Annotated in this window: 19 protein-coding genes and 1 pseudogene; 12 read left to right on the forward strand and 8 right to left on the reverse strand. The window is 67.5% G+C overall.

All coding sequences use genetic code 11. The annotated features are described in order from the left end of the window. Positions 1-135 precede the first annotated feature (135 nt). Positions 136-360 (reverse strand): annotated as a pseudogene (locus ISS20_RS08185) (DDE-type integrase/transposase/recombinase); the annotation flags it as partial. An 86-nt stretch (positions 361-446) separates the two neighbouring features. Then, positions 447-1,388 (reverse strand): LysR family transcriptional regulator, encoded by a 942-nt coding sequence (locus tag ISS20_RS08190; protein WP_026436943.1) that lies wholly within the window; start codon positions 1,386-1,388, stop codon positions 447-449. Between the two features lie 106 nt (positions 1,389-1,494). On the opposite strand from ISS20_RS08190, the gene ISS20_RS08195 reads away from it, so the two are divergent. The 12 genes from ISS20_RS08195 to fba are packed head-to-tail and all read left to right on the forward strand — an operon-like array spanning position 1,495 to position 14,139. Further along, positions 1,495-2,964 carry a form I ribulose bisphosphate carboxylase large subunit gene (locus ISS20_RS08195; RefSeq protein ID WP_026436944.1) on the forward strand — a complete coding sequence of 490 codons (1,470 nt, stop codon included), beginning with the start codon at positions 1,495-1,497 and terminating at the stop codon, positions 2,962-2,964. 28 nt (positions 2,965-2,992) lie between these two features. Next, positions 2,993-3,439 carry a ribulose bisphosphate carboxylase small subunit gene (locus ISS20_RS08200; RefSeq protein ID WP_026436945.1) on the forward strand — a complete coding sequence of 149 codons (447 nt, stop codon included), beginning with the start codon at positions 2,993-2,995 and terminating at the stop codon, positions 3,437-3,439. A gap of 14 nt (positions 3,440-3,453) precedes the next feature. Then, positions 3,454-4,440 carry a CbbX protein gene (gene cbbX / locus ISS20_RS08205; RefSeq protein ID WP_081679689.1) on the forward strand — a complete coding sequence of 329 codons (987 nt, stop codon included), beginning with the start codon at positions 3,454-3,456 and terminating at the stop codon, positions 4,438-4,440. Continuing rightward, positions 4,433-5,203 carry an HAD-IA family hydrolase gene (locus ISS20_RS08210; protein WP_108498030.1) on the forward strand — a complete coding sequence of 257 codons (771 nt, stop codon included), beginning with the start codon at positions 4,433-4,435 and terminating at the stop codon, positions 5,201-5,203. The genes cbbX and ISS20_RS08210 overlap by 8 nt, the downstream gene beginning before the upstream one ends. Before the next feature lie 42 nt (positions 5,204-5,245). After that, on the forward strand, positions 5,246-6,007 hold the full coding sequence (rpe, locus tag ISS20_RS08215; protein WP_051248945.1) for a ribulose-phosphate 3-epimerase: 762 nt from the start codon (positions 5,246-5,248) through the stop codon (positions 6,005-6,007). Further along, complete coding sequence (locus ISS20_RS08220) at positions 5,998-7,083, forward strand: class 1 fructose-bisphosphatase (RefSeq protein WP_026436948.1); 1,086 nt, start codon at positions 5,998-6,000, stop codon at positions 7,081-7,083. The genes rpe and ISS20_RS08220 overlap by 10 nt, the downstream gene beginning before the upstream one ends. A 57-nt stretch (positions 7,084-7,140) precedes the next feature. Further along, positions 7,141-8,019 (forward strand): phosphoribulokinase, encoded by an 879-nt coding sequence (locus tag ISS20_RS08225; protein ID WP_026436949.1) that lies wholly within the window; start codon positions 7,141-7,143, stop codon positions 8,017-8,019. Next, positions 8,016-10,094: a transketolase gene (gene tkt / locus ISS20_RS08230; RefSeq protein WP_273625345.1), complete on the forward strand. Its 2,079-nt coding sequence runs from the start codon at positions 8,016-8,018 to the stop codon at positions 10,092-10,094. The genes ISS20_RS08225 and tkt overlap by 4 nt, the downstream gene beginning before the upstream one ends. Then, positions 10,091-10,771, forward strand: a complete 681-nt coding sequence (locus ISS20_RS08235; protein ID WP_108498947.1) for an HAD-IA family hydrolase — start codon at positions 10,091-10,093, stop codon at positions 10,769-10,771. The genes tkt and ISS20_RS08235 overlap by 4 nt, the downstream gene beginning before the upstream one ends. An 18-nt stretch (positions 10,772-10,789) precedes the next feature. Then, positions 10,790-11,806: a type I glyceraldehyde-3-phosphate dehydrogenase gene (gap, locus tag ISS20_RS08240; RefSeq protein WP_108498946.1), complete on the forward strand. Its 1,017-nt coding sequence runs from the start codon at positions 10,790-10,792 to the stop codon at positions 11,804-11,806. After that, on the forward strand, positions 11,803-13,065 hold the full coding sequence (locus ISS20_RS08245) for a phosphoglycerate kinase (RefSeq protein ID WP_026436952.1): 1,263 nt from the start codon (positions 11,803-11,805) through the stop codon (positions 13,063-13,065). The genes gap and ISS20_RS08245 overlap by 4 nt, the downstream gene beginning before the upstream one ends. 36 nt (positions 13,066-13,101) lie before the next feature. Continuing rightward, positions 13,102-14,139 carry a class II fructose-bisphosphate aldolase gene (fba, locus tag ISS20_RS08250; RefSeq protein ID WP_026436953.1) on the forward strand — a complete coding sequence of 346 codons (1,038 nt, stop codon included), beginning with the start codon at positions 13,102-13,104 and terminating at the stop codon, positions 14,137-14,139. Here the strand turns inward: fba and ISS20_RS08255 are convergent. From ISS20_RS08255 to ISS20_RS08280, 6 genes are read right to left on the reverse strand one after another with little or no spacing between them, the layout of a single operon-like run. Continuing rightward, positions 14,130-15,488 carry an ATP-binding protein gene (locus tag ISS20_RS08255; RefSeq protein ID WP_051248948.1) on the reverse strand — a complete coding sequence of 453 codons (1,359 nt, stop codon included), beginning with the start codon at positions 15,486-15,488 and terminating at the stop codon, positions 14,130-14,132. The two genes, fba and ISS20_RS08255, sit on opposite strands and share 10 nt — an antisense overlap. 2 nt (positions 15,489-15,490) lie before the next feature. Further along, on the reverse strand, positions 15,491-16,948 hold the full coding sequence (locus tag ISS20_RS08260; RefSeq protein WP_026436955.1) for a nickel-dependent hydrogenase large subunit: 1,458 nt from the start codon (positions 16,946-16,948) through the stop codon (positions 15,491-15,493). Beyond that, complete coding sequence (locus ISS20_RS08265; protein WP_182119114.1) at positions 16,945-18,030, reverse strand: HupU protein; 1,086 nt, start codon at positions 18,028-18,030, stop codon at positions 16,945-16,947. Before ISS20_RS08265 ends, ISS20_RS08260 begins: the two co-directional genes overlap by 4 nt. Position 18,031: 1 nt before the next feature. Beyond that, the gene (locus tag ISS20_RS08270) at positions 18,032-19,486 is read right to left on the reverse strand and encodes a sigma-54 dependent transcriptional regulator (RefSeq protein WP_026436957.1); all 1,455 of its coding nucleotides are present in this window, start codon (positions 19,484-19,486) and stop codon (positions 18,032-18,034) included. Beyond that, positions 19,483-21,219, reverse strand: coding sequence for an enoyl-CoA hydratase-related protein (locus tag ISS20_RS08275; protein ID WP_273625343.1), 1,737 nt, complete (start codon positions 21,217-21,219; stop codon positions 19,483-19,485). The genes ISS20_RS08270 and ISS20_RS08275 overlap by 4 nt, the downstream gene beginning before the upstream one ends. Next, complete coding sequence (locus ISS20_RS08280; RefSeq protein WP_291435515.1) at positions 21,216-21,695, reverse strand: hypothetical protein; 480 nt, start codon at positions 21,693-21,695, stop codon at positions 21,216-21,218. Before ISS20_RS08280 ends, ISS20_RS08275 begins: the two co-directional genes overlap by 4 nt. Positions 21,696-21,793: the final 98 nt, after the last annotated feature.

The raw sequence follows: 21,793 nt of genomic DNA on the forward strand, positions 1-21,793 counted from the left end.
AAAAGTGGGAGGCCACCATACCCGTTTACAAAGCGAACAGGAAAGTCAATGAAATCAACGGTCTACCCAGACCACCCCCGCGCCAGTGCTAGCTTTGCGTACCGTCACTTATTGCACTGAAAACGAGGAGACCCCGATCCTCGATAGCCAGCCAGGCCAACGATAGTGGGCTCCACGATCAGAATGGACGACTGGCCGGTCGTTGGTATCGACCACCGTTTCAATGGCTGCATCGAGCATCGTGTTGACGAGTTCAGCGTCAGGGCGCGTCCCGATGGTCCAGCTGACGACCAAGCCATCGAAGCAGTCGATGATGGGCGACAGGTACACCTTGCCGGCCGGGATCTGGAACTCGGTGATGACGCGACTGCAGCGTTCGGCGAATCACCGATGACCTGATCACGGCTTGGGAGCTCTATCTGTTCTGCAGTGCGGTCGACGACGTTTCAGCCCGCATTCATCCCAGAGAACGATGCAGGGAAGTTCTCTGCCAGGTAGCTCTCACCCCGCTCCAACACGAAGTAGCGAAAGGCCTCGGCAGCTGGAGACAGCAGCTTGGACAAGGTGTGCACTACGTTCCAGGCGCGCACCACCGGAGCACCTTCCACGTCCAGCACCGTCAGCAGCCGGCTGTTCAGCTCCAGCCCCACGGTATGCAGCGACAAGAAGCTCAGACCCATGCCGGCCATCACGGCCTGTTTGATGGTCTCGTTGCTGGCCATTTCCATGATCACGCGCAACTCGACGTGCTCGCTGAGCAAAAACTTCTCCAGCGCGGCGCGTGTGCCGGAACCCTGCTCACGCACGATGAAGTCGTATTCCTTGAGCAGAGCTGCGGGCATCTGGGCCGCCAGCGCCAGCGGGTGATCGACCGGTGCCACGAACACGTGCGGGTGCGCAGCAAACGGCTCGGCGCGCGTGGCCAGTTCCTTGGGCGGGCGGCCCATGATGGCGATGTCCACCTCGTTGGCGTGCAGCATCTTCACCAGTTGTTCGCGGTTGCTCACTGCCAGACGCAGGTCGATGTTGCCGTGCTCGCGCCGGAACTCAGCCAAGAGATGCGGCAGAAAGTATTTCGCCGTGCTCACCATGCCGATCACCAGAGTGCCGGTCTCCAGTTTCTGTAGTCGGGCCGCGGCGTCTTCTGCATCCTTGAGCGTGGCCAGCATCTTGCGCGCATAAACCAGCATGTACTCGCCCACGGTGGTCAGCGCCACCTTGCGGCCGTTGCGCTCGAACAGGGGCATGCCCACGTGCCCTTCCAGCTCCTTGATCTGCATCGTCACCGCCGGCGGGGTGAGGTGCAGCACCTGCGCCGCCCGCGCAAAGCTGAGGTGGCGCGCCACCTCGCTGAACACGCGCAATTGCCGGAAGGTGGCGTTCTTCATTAAGTAAAACCTTAATCGAAATTCAAGAAATCGTGAATTTACTTTATTTACACCCAAATTTAAAGTCCGCTCCACCCCAGACAAACCTCACTTTTTGGAGCAACACATGAGCAACGCCCCCGTAGGTTCCACCGAGATCAAGGACGCCAAAAAGCGCTACAGCGCAGGCGTGCTCAAGTACAAGCAAATGGGCTACTGGATGCCCGATTACGTGCCCAAGGACACGGACACGTTGTGCCTGTTCCGCATCACCCCGCAGGACGGGGTGGACCCCGAAGAAGCCGCCGCCGCTGTGGCCGGCGAATCGAGCACCGCCACCTGGACGGTGGTGTGGACCGACCGACTGACCGCCTGCGACAGCTACCGCGCCAAGGCCTACAAGGTGCAGCCGGTGCCCAACCGCCCGGGCGAGTACTTTGCCTGGGTGGCCTACGACCTGATCCTGTTCGAAGAAGGCTCCATCGCCAACATGACGGCGAGCCTGATTGGCAACGTGTTCAGCTTCAAGCCGCTGAAGGCCGCCCGCCTGGAAGACATCCGCATCCCGGTGGCTTACGTGAAAACCTTCAAAGGCCCGCCGACCGGCCTGGTGGTCGAGCGCGAACGGCTGGACAAGTTCGGCCGCCCGCTGCTGGGCGCCACCACCAAGCCCAAGCTGGGCCTCTCGGGCCGCAACTACGGCCGCGTGGTGTACGAAGGCCTCAAGGGCGGGCTCGATTTCATGAAGGACGACGAGAACATCAACTCGCAGCCTTTCATGCATTGGCGCGACCGCTTCCTCTTCGTGATGGACGCGGTGAACAAGGCCAGCGCCGAGACCGGTGAAGTGAAAGGCAGCTACCTGAACGTAACCGCCGCCACGATGGAAGACATGTACGAGCGCGCCGAGTTCGCGAAAGAACTGGGCTCGGTCATCGTGATGGTGGATCTGGTCATTGGCTACACCGCCATCCAGAGCATGGCGAACTGGTGCCGCAAGCACGACATGATTATGCACATGCACCGTGCGGGCCATGGCACCTACACGCGGCAGAAGAACCACGGCGTGAGTTTCCGCGTGATCGCCAAGTGGCTGCGCCTGGCGGGCTGCGACCACCTGCACACCGGCACCGCGGTCGGCAAGCTCGAAGGCGACCCGCTCACGGTGCAGGGCTACTACAACGTCTGTCGCGACAGCTACACCAAGACCGATCTGCCACGTGGCCTCTATTTCGACCAGGACTGGGCCGACCTGAAGAAGGTCATGCCCGTGGCTTCGGGCGGCATCCACGCCGGCCAGATGCACCAGCTGATCGACCTCTTCGGCGACGACGTGGTGCTGCAGTTTGGCGGCGGCACCATCGGCCACCCCATGGGCATCCAGGCCGGCGCGGTGGCCAACCGCGTCGCGCTGGAATGCATGGTGAAAGCGCGCAACGAGGGCCGCAACCTGCTGGAGGAAGGCCCGACCATCCTGAAGCAGGCCGCGCAGCACTGCAGCCCGCTCAAGGCCGCGCTCGATACCTGGGGCGAGATCAGCTTCAACTACCAGAGCACCGATTCCAGTGACTACGTGGCTACGCCCGCGATGGCCTGACCCGCTCCAACACAGAGGACCGCACACCATGATGACCAACCCCACCGGCCGCCTCACACAAGGCCAGTTCAGTTTCCTGCCCGAGCTCACCGACGCGGAGATCACCGCGCAGATCGAGTACGGCCTCAAGCGTGGCTACGCCTGGAGCGTGGAATACACCGACGACCCGCATCCGCGCAACACCTACTGGGCCATGTACGGCCACCCGATGTTCGACCTGCAGGACGCTGCCGGCGTGCTGCAGGAAGTGCAGGCTTGCCGCAAAGCATTCCCGCGCCACTACATCCGCATGATGGCCTTCGACTCGACGCGCAACGTCGAGACCATCGTGATGAGTTTCATCGTCAACCGACCCCCCACCGAACCCGGCTTCATGCTGGAGCGACAGGAAGTGAACGGCCGCAGCCTGCGCTACACCACGCGCGGCTACGGCGCGGTGCGCCCTGAAGGCGAGCGTTACCAAGACGCAACCTGAAAGCACGGGCCGCCATGTCGTACCTCATTCCTGGCAGCACGCCGCCACCACTCGATGCCGCCGTGACCACCGCGGCCGCATCGGTGGAGGGCCCGGCACCGGCCCACACCCCGGCAAAGGCACCGCGCTCGGTGGGCGCGGTGCTGGCCAGCACGCAGGTGGAGGCCGTGCTGCAGGAACTGGACGATGAGCTTGTGGGCCTGGCGCCAGTAAAGGCCCGGGTGCGCGACATCGCGGCGCTGCTGGTCATTGACAAACTCCGCACCGGCCTGGGTCTGCCTTCGCAGCCGCCCAGCCTGCACATGTGCTTCTCGGGCAACCCCGGCACCGGCAAAACCACGGTGGCACTGCGCATGGCGCAGATCCTTCACCGGCTGGGCTATGTGCGCAAGGGCCACATGGTGGCCGTGACGCGCGACGATCTGGTGGGCCAGTACATCGGCCACACCGCGCCGAAGACGCGCGAGGTTTTGAAGAAGGCCATGGGCGGCGTGCTCTTCATCGACGAGGCGTACTACCTCTACCGCCCCGAGAACGAACGCGACTACGGGCAGGAGGCGATCGAGATCCTGCTGCAGGTGATGGAGAACCACCGCGACGACCTCGTGGTGATCCTGGCCGGCTACGAGGACAGGATGAACACCTTCTTTCAGTCCAACCCCGGCATGCGCTCGCGCATTGCGCACCACCTCACCTTTCCCGACTACAGCGCCGGCGAGCTGATGCAGATCTCGCGCAGGATGCTCGCCGAGCAGAATCACCGCTTCAGCCCGGAAGCCGCCGAGGCCTTCGGACGTTACCTCGGCCTGCGGCTGGAGCAACCCCATTTCGCCAATGCGCGCAGCGTGCGCAACGCGCTCGACCGTGCACGCCTGAGACAGGCCAGCCGTCTGTTTTCGCAGCCTGACCACGAGCTCAGCGCGGAAGAACTCACCACGCTGCAGGCGAGCGACATCCTTGGCAGCCGCCTCTTCGGCGCCGAAGGAGCAACCCATGCTTGAGGCCCTCATCTTCGACGTCGACGGCACCCTGGCCGACACCGAAGAAGCCCACCGCACCGCCTTCAACGACGCCTTTGCCGAAGTGCGCCTGGACTGGCATTGGGACGAGACCACCTACATCCGCCTGTTGCAGGTCTCTGGCGGCAAGGAACGCATCGCACACCACTGGCACATGGTCGAACCCGAGATCGCCAGCGGCGCCGCGGCGCGAACCACCATCGACCGCGTGCATGCCATCAAGACGCGCCTCTACGAAAGCCGCGTGAGCGGCGGCCAGCTGCCGCTGCGCCCAGGCGTGTTGCGCCTCATGCGCGAGGCGCTCGCTGCCGGCCTTCGCCTGGCCATCGCCACCACCACCACACCAGCCAACATCGATGCCTTGCTGCGCACCCCACTCGGGCCGGATTGGCGGCGCCACTTCGCGGCCATCGGTGATGCGGCCACCGCCGCACGCAAGAAGCCCGACCCGCTGGTGTACCAGCAGGTCTTGTCCACCCTGGGCCTGCCGGCGCAGGCCTGCCTGGCCTTCGAGGACTCGGCCAACGGCCTGCGCGCGGCCACCGCCGCCAGCCTTCAGACCCTGGTCACACCCACCGTGCACACCACCGGCCAGCGTTTTGACGACGCCCTGCTGGTGTTGCCGCACCTGGGCGATCTCGCACAACCCTTGCCCCAGGGTGTCGCTGGCATGGACCAGCGCTGGGTCACGGTGGACGCCCTGCGCCGCTGGCACGCCGGCAGCACCCTGTTCGAGTCGGCCTGATCGGTCGCGTCCATTTCCCCCACACAACAGAGTCGCCCCACGATGTCCCGAGCGAACCCGCCCCTCCTGCCACCCTCCCCCGTTCGGCTGGCACCCTCCATCCTGTCAGCCGACTTCGCCCGCCTGGGCGAAGAAGTGCGCGCCATCGAAGCGGCGGGCGCGGACTTCGTGCACTTCGACGTGATGGACAACCACTACGTGCCCAACCTCACCATCGGCCCGCTGGTGTGCGAGGCGATCCGCCCGCATGTGCAGATTCCGATCGACGTGCACCTGATGGTGGAGCCCGTGGACGCGCTGGTGCCGCTGTTCGCCAAGGCGGGTGCGAGCTGCATCACCTTCCACCCCGATGCCTCGCGCCACGTGGACCGCACGCTGCAACTGATCCGCTCGCACGGCTGCAAGGCAGGGCTGGTGTTCAATCCCGCCACGCCGCTGGCCTGGATGGACCACGTGATGGACAAGCTGGACATGGTGCTGCTCATGAGCGTGAACCCGGGCTTCGGCGGCCAGGCGTTCATACCTGCCACGCTGCACAAGCTGCGCGAGGCGCGCCGCCGCATCGACGCGCACACCACCGCCGGTGGCCAGCCCATCTGGCTGGAGGTGGACGGTGGCGTGAAGCTGGACAACATCGGCCAGATCGTGCAGGCCGGCGCCGACATCTGCGTGGCCGGCAGCGCGGTCTTCGGCGCGCCCGACGCGGGCGGCGGCTACTACGGCGTCATGGGCGCGCTGCGCAAAGCCGCAGATTCAACCGATCGTCATTCCAGCAACCCCACGCGGAGCACACCATGCCATTGACCGGCCGCAAGACCCTCACCCAGTACCTGATCGAAGAACGCCGCCGCTTCCCCCAAGCCAGCGGCGACTTCAACGCGCTCATTCTTGACGTGGCCATGGCCTGCAAGGCCATCGCGCGCGCGGTGGCATTCGGCGCGCTGGGCGACGTGCTGGGCAACCACGCGGCCGAGACCGGGGGCTCGGTCAACGTGCAGGGTGAAACACAGAAGAAGCTGGACGTGCTGAGCAACGAGTACTTTTTGCGCATCACCGAATGGGGCGGCCACCTAGCGGGTATGGCGTCGGAAGAGATGGACGCGCCGTACCAGATTCCCCGGACCTACCCGCGCGGCAAGTACCTCCTGGTGTTCGACCCGCTCGACGGCTCCAGCAACATCGACGTGAATGTGTCGGTGGGCAGCATCTTCTCGGTGCTGCGCGCGCCGGCAGCCGAAGACCGCGAGGTGACCGAGTCCGACTTCCTGCAACCCGGCACGCAGCAGGTGGCCGCCGGCTACGCACTCTACGGCCCCACCACCATGCTGGTGATCACGGTGGGCAATGGCGTGGCCGGCTTCACGCTCGACCCCAACCTGGGCGAATTCATCCTCACCCATCCCGATCTCACCGTACCCGCCGACACGCAGGAATTCGCGATCAACGCGTCCAACAGCCGCTTCTGGGAAGCGCCGGTGAAGCGGTACGTGGACGAATGCCTGGCCGGCAAGACCGGCCCGCGCGCCAAGGACTTCAACATGCGCTGGATCGCCAGCATGGTGGCCGAGGCGCATCGCATTCTCATGCGCGGCGGCGTGTTCCTCTACCCGCGCGACACGAAGGACGCATCGAAGCCCGGCCGCCTGCGCCTGTTGTACGAGGCCAACCCCATCGGTTTCATCATGGAACAGGCCGGCGGGCGCGCCAGCACCGGGCGCGTTCCCATGCTCGGTGTGCAGCCCGAGGGCCTGCACCAGCGCATCGGCCTGGTGTTCGGTTCGAAGGACGAGGTGGAGCGCATCGAGCGCTACCACGCCGAACCCGTCCGCAAAGACCTGGACAACCCCCTGTTCCACGAACGCAGCCTGTTCCGCGTCTGAGCGGTCGGCCTCCACGCTTGCATTCGCACCGATTCTTCAACTTCACGGGACGTCACCATGTCTGAGCGCCACCCCATCATCGCCATCACCGGCTCGTCGGGCGCGGGAACCACTTCGGTCACCCGCACCTTCGAGAACATCTTCCGCCGCGAAGGCGTCAGCGCCGCCATCATCGAAGGCGACAGCTTCCACCGCCACGACCGCAAGGAGATGAAGCAGCGCCAGGCAGAGGCCGAGCGCGCCGGCAACGGCCACTTCAGCCACTTCGGCCCGGAGAACAACCTCTTCCCCGAACTCGAAGCGCTGTTCGCCGCCTATGGCCGCAGCGGCACCGGCATGTCGCGCAAGTACCTGCACGATCCCGACGAGGCCGCCCCCTACCGGCAGGAGCCCGGCACCTTCACCCCATGGGAAGAACTGCCTACCGGCACAGACCTGCTGTTCTACGAAGGTCTGCACGGCGCAGTGATCACGCCCGACGTGAACATCGCCCAACACCCCGACCTGCTCATCGGCGTCGTGCCGGTGATTAACCTGGAGTGGATCCAGAAGCTCTGGCGCGACAAGTCCAAGCGCGGCTACAGCACCGAGGCGGTGACCGACACCATCCTGCGCCGCATGCCCGACTACGTGAACTACATCTGCCCGCAGTTCGCGCACACGCACGTCAACTTCCAGCGCGTACCGTGCGTGGACACGTCCAACCCCTTCATTGCGCGCGAGATTCCCGCGCCGGACGAAAGCTTCGTCGTGATCCGCTTCGCCAAACCCAAGGGCATCGATTTCCAGTACCTGCTGAGCATGGTGCACGACTCGTTCATGTCGCGCGCCAACACCATCGTGGTGCCCGGCGGCAAGATGGAGCTGGCGATGCAGCTCATTTTTACGCCCTTCATCTGGCGGATGATGGAGCGCAAGCAGAGGGCCTTCGCATGAGCACCGCCCGCAAACCACCCAATCTCGATCTTGCGCGCCGCATGGCGAACGCCATCCGCATGCTGGCGGTGGACGCGGTAGAGGCCGCGAACTCGGGCCACCCGGGCGCACCCATGGGCATGGCCGACATCGCCGAGGTGCTGTGGAACCGCCACCTGCGCCACAACCCCGCCAACCCCGCCTGGCACGACCGAGACCGCTTCGTGCTCTCCAACGGCCACGGTTCCATGCTGCTGTACGCGCTGCTGCACCTCACGGGCTACGACCTGTCGATGGACGACCTGCGCCAGTTCCGCCGCCTGCACAGCAAGACCGCCGGCCACCCTGAAGTGGGCGTGACACCGGGTGTGGAAACGACCACCGGACCGCTGGGCCAGGGCCTGGCCAACGCGGTCGGCATGGCGCTGGCCGAGAAGCTGCTCGCGCACCAGTTCAACCGCCCCGGCCACGACATCGTGGACCACCACACCTACGTGTTCCTGGGTGACGGCTGTCTCATGGAAGGCATTAGCCACGAGGTGTGTTCGCTCGCAGGAACGCTCCGCCTGTCCAAGTTGATCGCGCTGTACGACGACAACGGAATTTCCATCGATGGCCATGTGCAGGGCTGGTTCACCGACGACACACCGCGCCGCTTCGCTGCCTACGGCTGGCACGTGGTCACAGTGGACGGTCACGACCCCAGCCTGATCCACGCCGCGCTGCAGCGCGCACGCAGCGCGGCCGCGCAGGCCGAGGGAAAGCCCACGCTGATCTGCTGCAAGACCGTGATCGGCAAGGGCGCGCCCAACAAGCAGGGCAGCCACGACGTGCACGGCGCCGCCCTGGGCGCCGCCGAGGTTCAGGCCACGCGCGAGGCGCTGGGCTGGAGCGCCGCGCCCTTCGAGATTCCGGCCGACATCGCTGCCGCATGGAACGCCACCGAGCGCGGGTGTGCGCTGGAAACGCAATGGCTGGCGCGTCTCGCCGCCTACCGCCAGGCCTTCCCGGTCGAAGCCGCCGAGTTCGAACGCCGCATGGCCGGCGACCTGCCCGAGGCCTTCGTGAACGAGATTCCCGCGCTGGTGGCGGCGCTCGGCCAGTGCACCGATGCGGTGGCCACCCGCAAGGCCAGCCAGCTCGCGCTCGATGCCATGGCACCGAAGCTGTCTGAAATCTTCGGCGGCAGCGCCGACCTCACCAGCTCCAACCTCACCAACTTCAAGGGCTGCGTCACCGCCGGGCCAAACAAGGCTGGCCGCTTCAGTGGTGGCAACCACCTGAGCTACGGCGTGCGCGAGTTCGGCATGGCCGCCATCATGAACGGCATGGCACTGCACGGTGGTTTCATTCCCTACGGCGGCACCTTCCTCGCGTTCAGCGACTACAGCCGCAACGCGGTGCGCATGGCCGCGCTGATGAAGCTGCAGGTGGTGCATGTGTTCACGCACGACAGCATCGGCCTGGGCGAAGACGGTCCGACCCATCAGCCGGTGGAGCATGTGCCCAGCTTGCGCATCATCCCGGGGTTGGACGTGTGGCGGCCCGCCGATGCGCTGGAAACGGCCGTGGCCTGGTCCCATGCGCTGCTGCGGCGCGACGGTCCCACCGCGCTCGCGCTCTCGCGTCAGAACCTGCCGCAGCTGGGCGATGCGTCGCGCGCAGCGGACATCCGGCGCGGGGGCTACGTGCTCTCGGACATGGACGGTGCTCAGGCGGTGATCGTCGCCACCGGTTCCGAAACGGCGCTCGCCATGCAGGCACAGACCGCGCTCGCGGCCGAAGGCATCGCCACACGCGTGGTCTCCATGCCCTGCACCAACCTGTTCGACCGGCAGGACGCCGCCTGGCAGGACGCGGTGCTGCCGCCCGCGCTGCCCGCTATCGCGGTGGAGGCCGCGCACCCCGATTTCTGGCGCAAGTACGTCGGCCGCACCGGGCGCGTGGTGGGCATGGCGAGCTTCGGCGAATCGGCACCCGCGAAAGACCTGTACGCACACTTCGGCATCACCGCCGCGCGCGTGGCCGACGAGGTGCGCGCACTGGTGCACCCACGCCCGCGTGTGCGCGCCGGCATCGAAGCGGTGACGGCATGAGCGCGAACGTCCAGGCTTTCGACTTGGCAATGTTCGACCTCGACGGCACCCTGGTCGCCACCGCCGGCGAGATTGGCGACGCCGTCAACGACACGCTGGTGCGCTTCGAGCTGCCAGCGGTCTCGCAGGTGCAGGTGGAGCGCTGGATCGGCCACGGCACGCGCGAGCTGCTGATCCAGGCACTGGCATCGGCCAGCGACACCACCGCCGAGGTGATCCGGTCCAGCAGCTCACTGAGCTTGATCGCTGCCGAATTCGATCGCCACTACCAACGCCGTTGCGGCACGCGCAGCCAGCTCTACCCCCAGGTGCGCGACACCCTGTTGGCCCTGCGCGAGCGCGGCGTCAAGCTCGCCGTCGTGACCAACAAGGAAAGCCGCTACACCGCCACCGTGCTCGATGCACACCGCCTCGCACCGCTGTTCGACCGCGTGATCAGCGGCGACACCCTGCCCACCAAGAAGCCCGACCCCGCTGGCATCCACAGTTGCCTCACGCAGTTCGGCGCGGCCGCAGAACGCGCGCTGTTCGTGGGCGACTCCTCCATCGACGTGGCCACCGCGCGCAACGCCGGCGTGCGCGTGTGGGCGCTGCCCTATGGCTACAACATGGGTGAGCCCATCACCGCCAGCCGACCCGATCGCGTCATTCCCGACATTTCTCTCCTGCTGAACTGAATTTCTTTCGAACATTCCATGACACAGAAAGCCCCCATCAAGATCGGCATCAACGGCTTCGGCCGCATCGGCCGCAACGTGCTGCGCAGCGCGATCCAGAACTTCCAGGACATCGAAGTGGTGGCCATCAACGACCTGCTGGAGCCGGAGTACCTGGCGTACATGCTGCAGTACGACAGCGTGCACGGCCGCTTCAAGGGCGACGTGAAGGTTGAAGGCAACACCCTGATCGTCAACGGCAAGAAGATCCGCCTGACGCAGGAGCGCGACCCGGCCAACCTGAAATGGGCCGACGTTGGTGCGGAGGTCGTCATCGAATCCACCGGCCTGTTCCTGGACAAGGCCACCGCGCAGAAGCATCTGGATGCGGGCGCGAAGAAGGTCATCCTGTCGGCCCCGAGCAAGGACGACACCCCGATGTTCGTCTTCGGCGTGAACGACAAGACCTACAAGGGCGAGGCCATCATCTCCAACGCCAGCTGCACCACCAACTGCCTGGCGCCCATTGCCAAGGTGCTCAACGACAAGTGGGGCATCAAGCGCGGTCTGATGACCACGGTGCACGCGGCCACGGCCACGCAGAAGACGGTGGACGGCCCGAGCAACAAGGACTGGCGCGGCGGTCGCGGCATCCTGGAAAACATCATCCCTTCCAGCACCGGTGCGGCCAAGGCCGTGGGCGTGGTGATCCCCGAGCTGAACAAGAAGCTCACGGGCATGTCCTTCCGCGTGCCGACCTCCGACGTGTCGGTGGTCGACCTGACGGTGGAACTCAACAGCGAAGCCAGCTACGACGAGATCAAGGCCGAGATGAAGGCCCAGTCCGAAGGCGCGCTCAAGGGCGTGCTGGGCTACACGGAAGACAAGGTGGTCGCCACCGATTTCCGCGGCGATACCCGCACCTCGATCTTCGACGCCGAAGCCGGCATCGCGCTGGACAAGACCTTCATCAAGGTGGTGAGCTGGTACGACAACGAGTGGGGCTACTCCAACAAGTGCCTGGAAATGGTGCGCGTCGTGGGCTACGCGAAATGAAGCCTCTGCGATTCAGCGATGTGTGTGCAACCGGCTTCGCGCGCGGCAAGCGGGTCTTCATCCGTGCCGACCTCAACGTGCCTCTATCGCCCCCCATGCTTCGCTGCCCCCCCGAGGGGGGAGCAACCGCCTTGGGGCGGCCCGGCGGCGGCTGGGACGACAGCGGCCGCATCACGGAAGACACGCGCATCCGCGCTAGCATCCCGGCCATCCAGATGGCGCTGGACGCCGGCGCGGCGGTCATGGTCACGAGCCACCTGGGCCGGCCCACCGAAGGGGCGTTCAAGCCCGAGGACTCGCTCGCCCCCGTGGCCGCACGCCTGGGCGAGCTCATGGACCGCCCGGTGCGCCTCGTGGCCAACTGGATCGACGGCGACTTCTCGGTCGCCCCCGGCGAGGTCGTGCTGCTGGAGAACTGCCGCCTCAACGTGGGCGAGAAGAAGAACAGCCCCGAACTCGCGAAGAAACTCGGCGCGCTGTGCGACATCTTCGTGCACGACGCCTTCGGCACCGCCCACCGGGCCGAAGGCACCACCTACGGCATCGCCGAGACCGCGCCCATCGCCTCCGCCGGCCCGCTGCTGGCGGCCGAGATGGACGCCATCGCCAAGGCGCTGGCCGCGCCGAAGCGCCCACTGGTCGCCATCGTGGCCGGCAGCAAGGTCAGCACCAAGCTCACCATCCTCAAGAGCCTGGCGAACAACGTGGACAACCTGATCGTCGGTGGCGGCATCGCCAACACCTTCATGCTGGCCGCCGGCCTGAAGATCGGCAAGAGCCTGGCCGAAGCCGACCTGGTGGACCAGGCCAAGGCGGTAATCGAGGCGATGAAGGCGCGTGGTGCCGAGGTACCGATCCCGACCGACGTGATGACCGCCAAGGCTTTCAGTGCCGATGCGCCGGCCACGGTCAAGAAGGCCACCGACGTGGCCGACGACGACCTGATCCTGGACATCGGCCCCGAGACCGCGGCCAAGCTGGCGGCACAGCTCAAGCAGGCCGGCACCATCGTCTGGAACGGCCCGGTGGGCGTGTTCGAGTTCGCCGCGTTCGAAGGTGGCACCAAGGCGATTGCGCAGGCTATTGCCGACAGCAGCGCCTTCAGCATCGCCGGTGGTGGCGACACGCTGGCCGCGATTGCCAAGTACGGCATCGAGAAGGACGTGGGCTACATCTCCACCGGCGGCGGCGCTTTCCTCGAAGTGCTCGAAGGCAAGACGCTGCCGGCGTTCGAAATCCTCGAACGCCGTTCGTCCTGATGCCCCCTTTTCTTTTTCAATCCACAGGAGATTCCCATGGCGCTCGTTTCCCTCCGACAGGTGCTCGATCACGCAGCCGAACATGGCTACGGCGTGCCCGCCTTCAACGTCAACAACCTTGAACAGATCCTCGCCATCATGGAAGCCGCGCAGGAGACCGACAGCCCGGTGATCCTGCAGGCCTCGGCCGGCGCGCGCAAGTACGCGGGCGAGGCCTACCTGCGCCACATGGTGCTGGCGGCGGTGGAGGCCCACCCCGACCTGCCCGTGGTGCTGCACCAGGACCACGGCGCCACGCCGGCGGTGTGCATGCAGTCGATCCGCTCCGGCTTCACCAGCGTGATGATGGACGGCTCGCTGCGCGAGGACGGCAAGACGCCGGCCACCTACGACTACAACCTCGCGGTGACACGCCGCGTCTGCGACATGGCGCATGCCGTGGGCGTGTCGGTGGAGGGTGAACTCGGTTGCCTGGGTTCGCTGGAAACCGGCGAGGCGGGTGAAGAAGACGGCGTGGGCGCGGTGGGCAAACTTACGCACGACATGATGCTGACCGATCCCGACCAGGCCGAGGACTTCGTGCGCCGCACCGGCGTGGACGCACTGGCGATCGCCATCGGCACCAGTCACGGCGCCTACAAGTTCACGCGCCAGCCCACCGGCGACATTCTCGCCATCGACCGCATTGCAGCCATCCACGCCAAGGTGCCGAACACGCATTTGGTGATGCACGGCAGCTCCAGCGTGCCGCAGGAGTGGCTGGCCATCATCCGCGAGCACGGTGGCGACATCAAGGAAACCTACGGCGTGCCGGTGGAAGAGATCCGGCGTGGCATCCAGAACGGCGTGCGCAAGGTGAACATCGACACCGATATCCGCCTGGCCATGACCGGCGCCATGCGCCAGACCTTCGCGAAGGAACGCAGCGAGTTCGATCCGCGCAAGGCGCTGCTGGCCGCCAAGAAGGCCGCGCGCGGCGTGTGCCGAGAACGCTTCGAAGCGTTTGGCAGCGCGGGACAGGCAGGAAAGATGAAACCCGTGCCGCTGGACGCAATGGCCGACAGCTACGCCTGAGGTGCCAGCGGCAGCTCCAGCACAAACTCGGCACCGCCACGCTCGGCATCGGATTCCGCGTTGCGGGCGCTCAGCCGTCCGCCGTGCTGCTCCACGATGCCGTAGCTGATCGACAGGCCCAGGCCCGTGCCCTTGCCCACCGGTTTGGTGGTGAAGAAGGGATCGAAGATGCGCAGCAGGTGCTCGGGCGGAATGCCCGGGCCGTTGTCGCGCAGCACCACGCGTGCCATGCCATCGGCCTGGTCGATGCTCACCCAGATGCGCGGTGCCGCGTGCTGGCCCACGGCGTCAAAGCCGTTCTGCAGCAGGTTCATCATCACCTGCTGCAACTGGCCGGCGCTGCCCATCACGGTGCAGGGTGCGCCGCCGGCCCATTGCACATCGATGGGCGTCGAAAGCCCCTTCTGCACCCAGTGCACGGCGCGCTCGATCACGTCCACCAGGTTGACCGGTTTGCGCTCCTCTGAATCCATCGCCGAGAAGCGTTTGAGGCCATGCACGATGTCGGCTGTGCGCTGCGCGCCTTCCAGCGTGCCCTCAATCAGCGAGGGCAGATCGGCCAGCAGGTGCTCGATTCGCAGCTTGCGTCGCATCTCATCCAGCACGGCCGGCGGCTCGTGAGCATGCATCGCAGCGAGGTAGGTGCGCAGTCGGTCGCTGTACTTGCTGAGCGCGTGCACGTTGCCCAGCACGAAGCTGATCGGGTTGTTGAGCTCGTGTGCCACGCCAGCTACCAGCTGGCCGAGCGAGGCCATCTTCTCGGAGTGCAGCAGCTGCTGCTGCGTGCGCTTCAAGGCCTCGTGCGCGGCGCGCATCTCGTGGTACGCGCGCTTGAGCTCGGCCGTCGGACGACCCACCCACACCGTGCCGACGCGACGGCCCCGCTCGCCGATGCGCGGTGTGCAGTTCGCATCCACCGAGACGGCCTGGCCTTGCCGGTCCAGCAGGTTGAGTTCGATGCCCTCGCCTGCACGCGGTGCGTCGGCCTTTTCCATCGCCGCACGCGCCAGCTCCTGGCTCTGAGCGTCGGCCAGCAGGCCGTAGAGCGGCGTGCCGCGCAGCTGCTCCTCGGGGCGCCCGGTCAGCTCGCAGAGCGCGGCGTTGGCCTGCTCGATCACGCCGCTGTCGTCGCAGACCACCAGCACGTCGGACATGGAGGTGAGCACGCTGAAGATGAACTGTTGCGACTGCTCCAGCTCGGCGTTCTTCTTCTCAAGTTCGACCTCATCGTCGATCAGCCGGGTGTAGACCTCGTCCATCTTCTGGATGACGTCCATCCAGGTGGATTCGTCCACACCATCCATCGGGCCGGTGGGAAGCGGCAGACTGGGCGGGCGCGGCTTGTTCATCGTCAGTGGACGGTGCAGACCATGCACGGGTCGAACGAGCGAACGATGTGCTGCACAGCCACCGGTGTCTTCTCGCCTTCGCGCACCGGCGCGTTCACCAGCGCCTGTTCGAGTGCGCCCGGTATGCCGGCGGCGTCTCGTGGCGAGAAGTTCCAGCTGGTGGGCGCCACGATCTGGTAGTTGGCGATGCGCCCGTTCCTCAGGACCACCCAGTGCCCCAGGCTGCCGCGCGCGGCTTCCGACAGGCCGACGCCACTGCCCTCGTCGGGCAACTCGGACGGCACGCAGAAAGGCTCTGTCGGGCGCAGAGCGCCGAGCCAGTCTTCCATCATGGGGACCACGCGCGCGAGCTCCAGAACACGCGCGAGCACGCGGGTATAGACGTTACCGCCACAGCGCACCACCGCATCGCGCACTAGGGGGTGGCCGGCGGCGAGCTGGCGCGCGATGGCACCGGTCTCGATCACTTCGCCACCAAGACGCGGCGCCTTGTTCCAGGTGTAGCCGCGCGCCTTGTCGGGGTCGGGCCGGGTCTGGCCCTGCAGCGGGTGCAACGGGCCGCTGCCGTCGGCCAGCCACGCGTGTGTGGCGTCTTCGGTGATGGCGCTGGCGTCCACCGCGTCGAGCCGCGCCATATCGGCGCGCCACACGCCACCGGGCAGAGCCCAGCCTCCATCGGGCTGGGCATAGGCGCCGTAGCTCAGGTAGCGACCCGGCCCGGGGCCGAGCGTGTGCAACTGCAGCTCCCGCACCAGCGTGAGGAAGAAACGGAGGTCGCCGCTCAGCGGAGCTTGTGCGTGCCAAGTCCACAGCGCGTCTTCGCTGTCGATGCTGTTGATGGCTTCCAGTGGCGCGGCAAACAGCTGGCGTTCCAGGAATGAGCGGAACTCGCGCACACGCGAGAGCAGCCGCACGCGCTCGGCGGCGTCGATGGGGCGCGTGCTGCCACCGGGTTCGATGGACTGCGTGTGCGGCCACTTGCCACCCAGCGTGCCCAGCAAAGTGAACCAGCGCTGGCGCGCCGCGGTGGCCGCGCGCACCTGCTCACCGCGGTTAGGCGCAAAACGGCGCACCGCCTCGGCATGCCAGCCGTGGCCGGCGTACACCGGGCGCGCAAAGTCGGGCATGAAGAACAGGTAGAAGTGCGTGAGGTGGTCGGCCAGGTTCTCGGTCGCCAGGATCACGTTGCTCGCGTGCTGCCCGTTGGCCGGCATGGCGATGCCACCCAGGTGCGCCAGCGCGCGCGCCGAAGCCACCGACTGCGACACCGAGCAGATGCCACAGATGCGTGGCACGTACACCAGCGCATCGTGCGGCGCCTTGCCCTGCAGGATCTGCTCGAAGCCGCGGTACATGGTGGCGTTGACCTGCGCCGAGGCCACGCGGTCGCCCTGCACGTCGAGCTGGACTTCCAGATCGCCTTCGACGCGGTTGAAGGGGCCAACGAGCAGACGTGTCATTTCAAGCGCGTCTTCCGCACAGCCGGCTTGACGACGAGGTGGTCGGCCACCGCGTTGTGCTTCACGCGCTTCGGCGTGGCGCTCTTGGAGAGCGACGCCAGCGCCACGAACCAGGCCTTGGGCATGTCGGTGGGCAGGCCGATGGGAATGCCGGCGAGCTTGGGCGTTTCGTGGAACGGGTGGCCGGGTTCCTGGAAGCCCGGTTCGGTACAGGCGATGCAGGCATAGCCGCCGCGGGTGCACGAGCCTTCGCCGTTCCACAGCCGCGTGTTGCAGTCGGCGTGCACCTGCGTGCCCTTGCAACCCATGTGTTCCATCATGCAGCCGAGGTCGGACGGCTTCTCTGCACTCGCCTTGAACTCGTAGTACTCGTTGCGCGTGCAGCCGTGGTGCACCAGCTGGTCGGCGTAGAAGCGCGGGCGGTTGAGCGGGTCGAGGTCGTCTGCGCCGAAGCTGTCGGCGGCCAGCGCCATCAGTGTGTCGATCACCCAGCTCGGGTGCGTCGGGCATCCGGCCACATTGATCACTGGCAGGCCACTGGCCGAGCGGAAAGCCGCGCCGAGCAGGCCACCCGCTTCGTCGTCTTCGTATTGCAGACCGCACGCGTCGGTGGGGTTGTCGCCACCGGCGGTTATGCCGCCCCAGGCCGCGCAGCTGCCCACGGCCACCACGTGTTTCGCGCGCGCGCTGAGCCGGCGCACCCAGTCGATCATCGGCAGCTGCGTGCCGGCCAGCATGTGAAAACGGCCGGTGCCGTTCGGGCCGCGCAGCAGCGAACCTTCTACGCACAGCGCGTCCAGCCGCGTGCGGCCGTCGAGCACCGCGTCGAGCAGGTCCAGCAGTTCGTCGCCGCTCTCCATCGACAGCGAGGGATGCCAGAGCAGGTGGATGCCTGCGTCGCGCAGGTGGCCCTGAAAGTCGGTCGTGTCCGCGCACAGCAGCGACATGCTGCAGCCGCCGCACCCACCGCTCTGAAGCCAAAGAACGTTCAAGCCCCCACGCTCCACCGCTGCGCGGGTCGCTGCCCCCCGAGGGGGCTGATCCGGCTTGGGGCGGCCCGGCGCCGTATCGTTCAGTGCCATGTCACTTCTCCAGTCCCAGGCGTTGCATCTTGCCGCGCAGGCCCACGCGCGAGAGGCCGAGTTCCTGCGCCACGCGGGTCTTGTTCCAGCGGTGGCGCTGCAGGGTCTCGCGCAGCACCATCGCCTCGATCACGTCCAGCCGCTCGGCCAGCGTGCCGCTGGTGGGCAGGGCGGCCTGCAGGTCTTCGCCGCCCTTGCCGTGGCCTTGCAGCACGCGCGCCGAGAACGACGCGGCTTCCAGCTCGCGCCCGTCCTGCAGCGCGAGCGCGCGCGCGATCTCGTTGCGCAGCTCGCGGATGTTGCCGGGCCAGGGGTAGGCGAGCAGGCAGGCCAGCGTGGCGTCGGGCAGCGAGGCGCCGGGGTGGCCCAGCTCGTTTGCCACGTCCTGCACCAGCTGGTGCGCGATGGGCGCGATGTCGGCCGCGCGCTCGCGCAGCGGCGGCACGGTGAGCGTGACGCCCGCCAGCCGGTAGTACAGGTCTTCGCGGAACAGGCCGTCGCGCACGCGCTGCTCCAGGTCGCGGTGGGTGGCGGCGATCACGCGCACGTCCACCGGCATCGGGCGCGCGCCGCCCACGGGCCGCACCTCGCCTTCCTGCAGCACGCGCAGCAGCTTCACCTGGAACGCGGGCGAGGTCTCGCCGATCTCGTCGAGGAACACGGTGCCGCCGTGCGCGCGCTGGAACAGGCCGGGGTGGTCTTCGTAGGCGCCGGTGAAGGCGCCGCGCTTGTGGCCGAACAGTTCGGACTCGAGCAGCGTGTCGGGAATGGCCGCGCAGTTCTCCACCACGAAGGGGCCGGTCAGGCGCGGCGAGGCGTAGTGCACCGCGCGCGCCAGCAATTCCTTGCCGGTGCCCGACTCGCCGAGCACGAGCACCGCGATGTCGTAGCGCGCCACGCGCTGCGACATCGCGCACACGGCGTCCAGCGGGCTGCCCGGCGCGCGCACGATGCGGTCGAAACCGAAGCTGGCGCGCGCGCGGTCGATCTGCGTGGCGGTGCGCTGGCGCAGCACGCCGGTGCTGGTGCGCAGCTCCAGGTCGAGCCGGCTGGTCTGGCGCTGCAGCGACTGCGCCTCCACCGCGTTGCGCACCGAGTCCAGCAGGTGGTCGGGCGCCCAGGGCTTGAGGATGTACTGGTAGATGCCGGCCTCGTTGATGCCGGCAATGATGTCCTCGCTGTCGGTGTAGCCCGAGATCACGATGCGCACCGCCTCGGGCCAGCGCTCGCGCACTTCCTTGAGGAAGGCCACGCCGGTGATGCCCGGCATGCGCTGGTCGCACAGGATCACACTCACCGGCTGGCGCTCCAGCAGGCCGCGCGCCTCGTCGGCGCTGCTGGCGGTGAACACGGTGAAGTCCTCGTCCAGCGTGCGGCGCATCGCGTCCTGCGAGCGCACCTCGTCGTCCACCACCAGCACGGTGGGCAGGGCGTCGATGGGCAATGGCGCGTTCATCGGTGCAAGGCCAGGTGGCGCGGCGTCCAGGCGTGCGGCACCTTGTGCACGAAGTGGTGGCGCGCGACGTGGTAGCTGGGATCGAAGCCGTAGAAATTGCGGTGCATGCGCGCGAGTTCCTGTTCGCGGTGGTGGGCCAGCGGGCGAAGGTTTTCATCGCGCTCGCGGGTGGCCTGGCGGGCCGCCAGCCTCTGCGGCAGATTGTAGGAGGCCGCGAGCGCCAGCGCGCGTTCCAGGCAGCGCGTTTCGAAGCCCTCGCGTGCCCCATCGTCGCAGTGGTCGATCAGGCCCATCGCCGCGGCCTCGCGCGCCAGCAGCGGCAGGCGCTGCGCCATCAGCGCCTTCGCGCCGGCCTCACTCAGGCGGCGCGGCAGCAGGTAGGTCCAGTACTCGGAGCCGTAGAGGTTGCCCATATTCTTGTAGTGCGGGTTGAGCACCACGCCACCGTGCGCCCACACCTCGTCCGCCGCCAGCGCCAGGAAGGCACCGCCCGCGCCCGCGTTGCCGCGCAGCACGCTCACGGTGAGGCGGTCCGGCGTCTCGATCACGGCGAGCGCCGCGTCGTTCATCGCCTGGATGTGGCGCCACGAGGCGTCGGCCGCGCTGTCGCCGGGCCGGTGCGCGGCCGCCTCGATGGCGTTGAGGTCGATGCCGTTGCTGAAGAAGTCTTCACCCCCCAGCAGCATGAGCACGCGCACCGGCCGCTCTCGCAGTTCGAGCAGCGCGTCGCGCAGGCGCTCGCAGCGCGCGATGGACATCGCACCGTTGTGGAAGTCGAAGCGCAGGCAACCCACGCGCGCGCCGTCGGGGCCGTGTTCGGTGTAGCGCAGCTCGCTCCACTCGTCGTCGGCGCGTTGCAGCGGCACGGGCAGGCGGGGCAGGGCGAGGGCCTCGGTGGCGAAGGCGTCGGCCGCGGCCTGCTTGAAGCCGGGTGCGCCGTCGGCCACGCGGCGCGCCTGGCCGATCCACACGCCGCCATCGCGCGTGCGGCGCAGCAGCGCGCCATCGCGCACCGCCAGCACCTCACCCGGCGCGGCGTGCGCGAAAGCCGCCATCGTGGCGGCAGAAGCGGCGTGGCCGTCGCCCAGGTGGCAGGCGTGGCCCCAGAGCGCATCGAGCACGCCGGGCTGGCCGTCGGCGCAGCGCAGCCGCGCCAGCACCTCGGCGGTGCCGTGCCGCGCCCAGTCGATGGCGCGGTCGGCCTGCCGCATCGCGGGCCGCCATTGCGCGGGTGGTGGTGCATCGCCATGGCGCTCGCCGTTCCCGAAACGCTGCACGGCGGCGAGCGTGGCCTGCAGCGCGGCCTGCGTGACCTCGCGGCGGTACAGGCTGCCCTTGCTAGCTTCGCGCATGGCAAACGCCGCGTGCGCCCACACCGGGCCGGCGTCGAAATCGGCGTTGGCCTGCAGCACCGTCACGCCCCATGTGCGCTCGCCGCGCAGCACCGCCCAGTCCAGCGCGCTCGGCCCCTGGTCGCCCGGTGGGCCGGGGTGCACCACCAGGCAGGTGAGCGCCTGCCACACGCTGGCCGGTATGCGGCGCTTGAGAAAGGGCGCGAGCAGCAGGTCGGGCCGGAACAGCGCCACGGCCTCTTCGGTCACGCGGTCGTTGATGTCGAGTTCCACGCTCACCGTGTGGCCGCGCGCGCGCAGCTCGGCGAACAGGCGCTGCGTGAGGCTGTTGAAGCTGTGGCACAGCAACAGGATGCGCAGGCCGCCGGGTGCTGCGCTCATGTGGGTGGCCGCAGGCCCTGCAGCTCGCGCGCGGCGTGCTTGCGGCCCATGTGGGCCGAGAGCCGCGTTTCGATGTGGTCCAGCGCGGTGTTGAACGAAGTCACCGTGCGCGCGGCGCGCAGGGGCTGCACCACCTCGGGCGTGTCCACGCCGAAATGCGCCGCCAGCCGCGCCAGGGCCTGGCGGCACAGCGCTTCGTGCACCGGCGCCGGCAGCTCGCGTTCCAGCTCGGTTGGGGGCGAAGGCGGCGGTGGTGACGGTGCGGCCGGCGGTGCCACCGGTTCGATCAGCCCCAGCGCCAGCAGCGCCTGCATGTGTTCGCGCACCTGCGGCACACCGCGCTCGGCCAGCGCGCGCACCGTGTCGCTGCCGTTCACCATGATCAGCACCGAGCGCATGGCGGCCGGCACGCGCTCCGAGCGCTGCACGATCTCGGCCCGTCCGCGCGCGGTTTTCTGGAACACCTGAGAAGACACCATCAACTCCTTCCGGCGCGAAGTGCTTTCATCCAGAGACAACGAGGGTCCGGCTTCGCCGGCCCAAGTTGTCGCCCCCTCGGGGGGAGGCGCCGAAG

The organism is Acidovorax sp. (assembly GCF_016783915.1).
Taxonomy (GTDB): Bacteria; Pseudomonadota; Gammaproteobacteria; order Burkholderiales; family Burkholderiaceae_C; genus Acidovorax.

What these genes read in the sequence shown, in the direction of transcription:
- fba (WP_026436953.1), top strand. Translation starts at nt 13,102, where the DNA reads ATGGCGCTCGTTTCCCTCCGACAGGTGCTCGATCACGCAGCCGAACAT.
- cbbX (WP_081679689.1), top strand. Translation starts at nt 3,454, where the DNA reads ATGTCGTACCTCATTCCTGGCAGCACGCCGCCACCACTCGATGCCGCC.
- ISS20_RS08260 (WP_026436955.1), bottom strand. Translation starts at nt 16,948, where the DNA reads ATGACACGTCTGCTCGTTGGCCCCTTCAACCGCGTCGAAGGCGATCTG.
- tkt (WP_273625345.1), top strand. Translation starts at nt 8,016, where the DNA reads ATGAGCACCGCCCGCAAACCACCCAATCTCGATCTTGCGCGCCGCATG.
- ISS20_RS08225 (WP_026436949.1), top strand. Translation starts at nt 7,141, where the DNA reads ATGTCTGAGCGCCACCCCATCATCGCCATCACCGGCTCGTCGGGCGCG.
- ISS20_RS08190 (WP_026436943.1), bottom strand. Translation starts at nt 1,388, where the DNA reads ATGAAGAACGCCACCTTCCGGCAATTGCGCGTGTTCAGCGAGGTGGCG.
- ISS20_RS08265 (WP_182119114.1), bottom strand. Translation starts at nt 18,030, where the DNA reads ATGGCACTGAACGATACGGCGCCGGGCCGCCCCAAGCCGGATCAGCCC.
- ISS20_RS08235 (WP_108498947.1), top strand. Translation starts at nt 10,091, where the DNA reads ATGAGCGCGAACGTCCAGGCTTTCGACTTGGCAATGTTCGACCTCGAC.
- ISS20_RS08245 (WP_026436952.1), top strand. Translation starts at nt 11,803, where the DNA reads ATGAAGCCTCTGCGATTCAGCGATGTGTGTGCAACCGGCTTCGCGCGC.
- rpe (WP_051248945.1), top strand. Translation starts at nt 5,246, where the DNA reads ATGTCCCGAGCGAACCCGCCCCTCCTGCCACCCTCCCCCGTTCGGCTG.
- ISS20_RS08200 (WP_026436945.1), top strand. Translation starts at nt 2,993, where the DNA reads ATGATGACCAACCCCACCGGCCGCCTCACACAAGGCCAGTTCAGTTTC.
- ISS20_RS08195 (WP_026436944.1), top strand. Translation starts at nt 1,495, where the DNA reads ATGAGCAACGCCCCCGTAGGTTCCACCGAGATCAAGGACGCCAAAAAG.
- ISS20_RS08255 (WP_051248948.1), bottom strand. Translation starts at nt 15,488, where the DNA reads ATGAACAAGCCGCGCCCGCCCAGTCTGCCGCTTCCCACCGGCCCGATG.
- gap (WP_108498946.1), top strand. Translation starts at nt 10,790, where the DNA reads ATGACACAGAAAGCCCCCATCAAGATCGGCATCAACGGCTTCGGCCGC.
- ISS20_RS08210 (WP_108498030.1), top strand. Translation starts at nt 4,433, where the DNA reads ATGCTTGAGGCCCTCATCTTCGACGTCGACGGCACCCTGGCCGACACC.
- ISS20_RS08270 (WP_026436957.1), bottom strand. Translation starts at nt 19,486, where the DNA reads ATGAACGCGCCATTGCCCATCGACGCCCTGCCCACCGTGCTGGTGGTG.
- ISS20_RS08275 (WP_273625343.1), bottom strand. Translation starts at nt 21,219, where the DNA reads ATGAGCGCAGCACCCGGCGGCCTGCGCATCCTGTTGCTGTGCCACAGC.
- ISS20_RS08220 (WP_026436948.1), top strand. Translation starts at nt 5,998, where the DNA reads ATGCCATTGACCGGCCGCAAGACCCTCACCCAGTACCTGATCGAAGAA.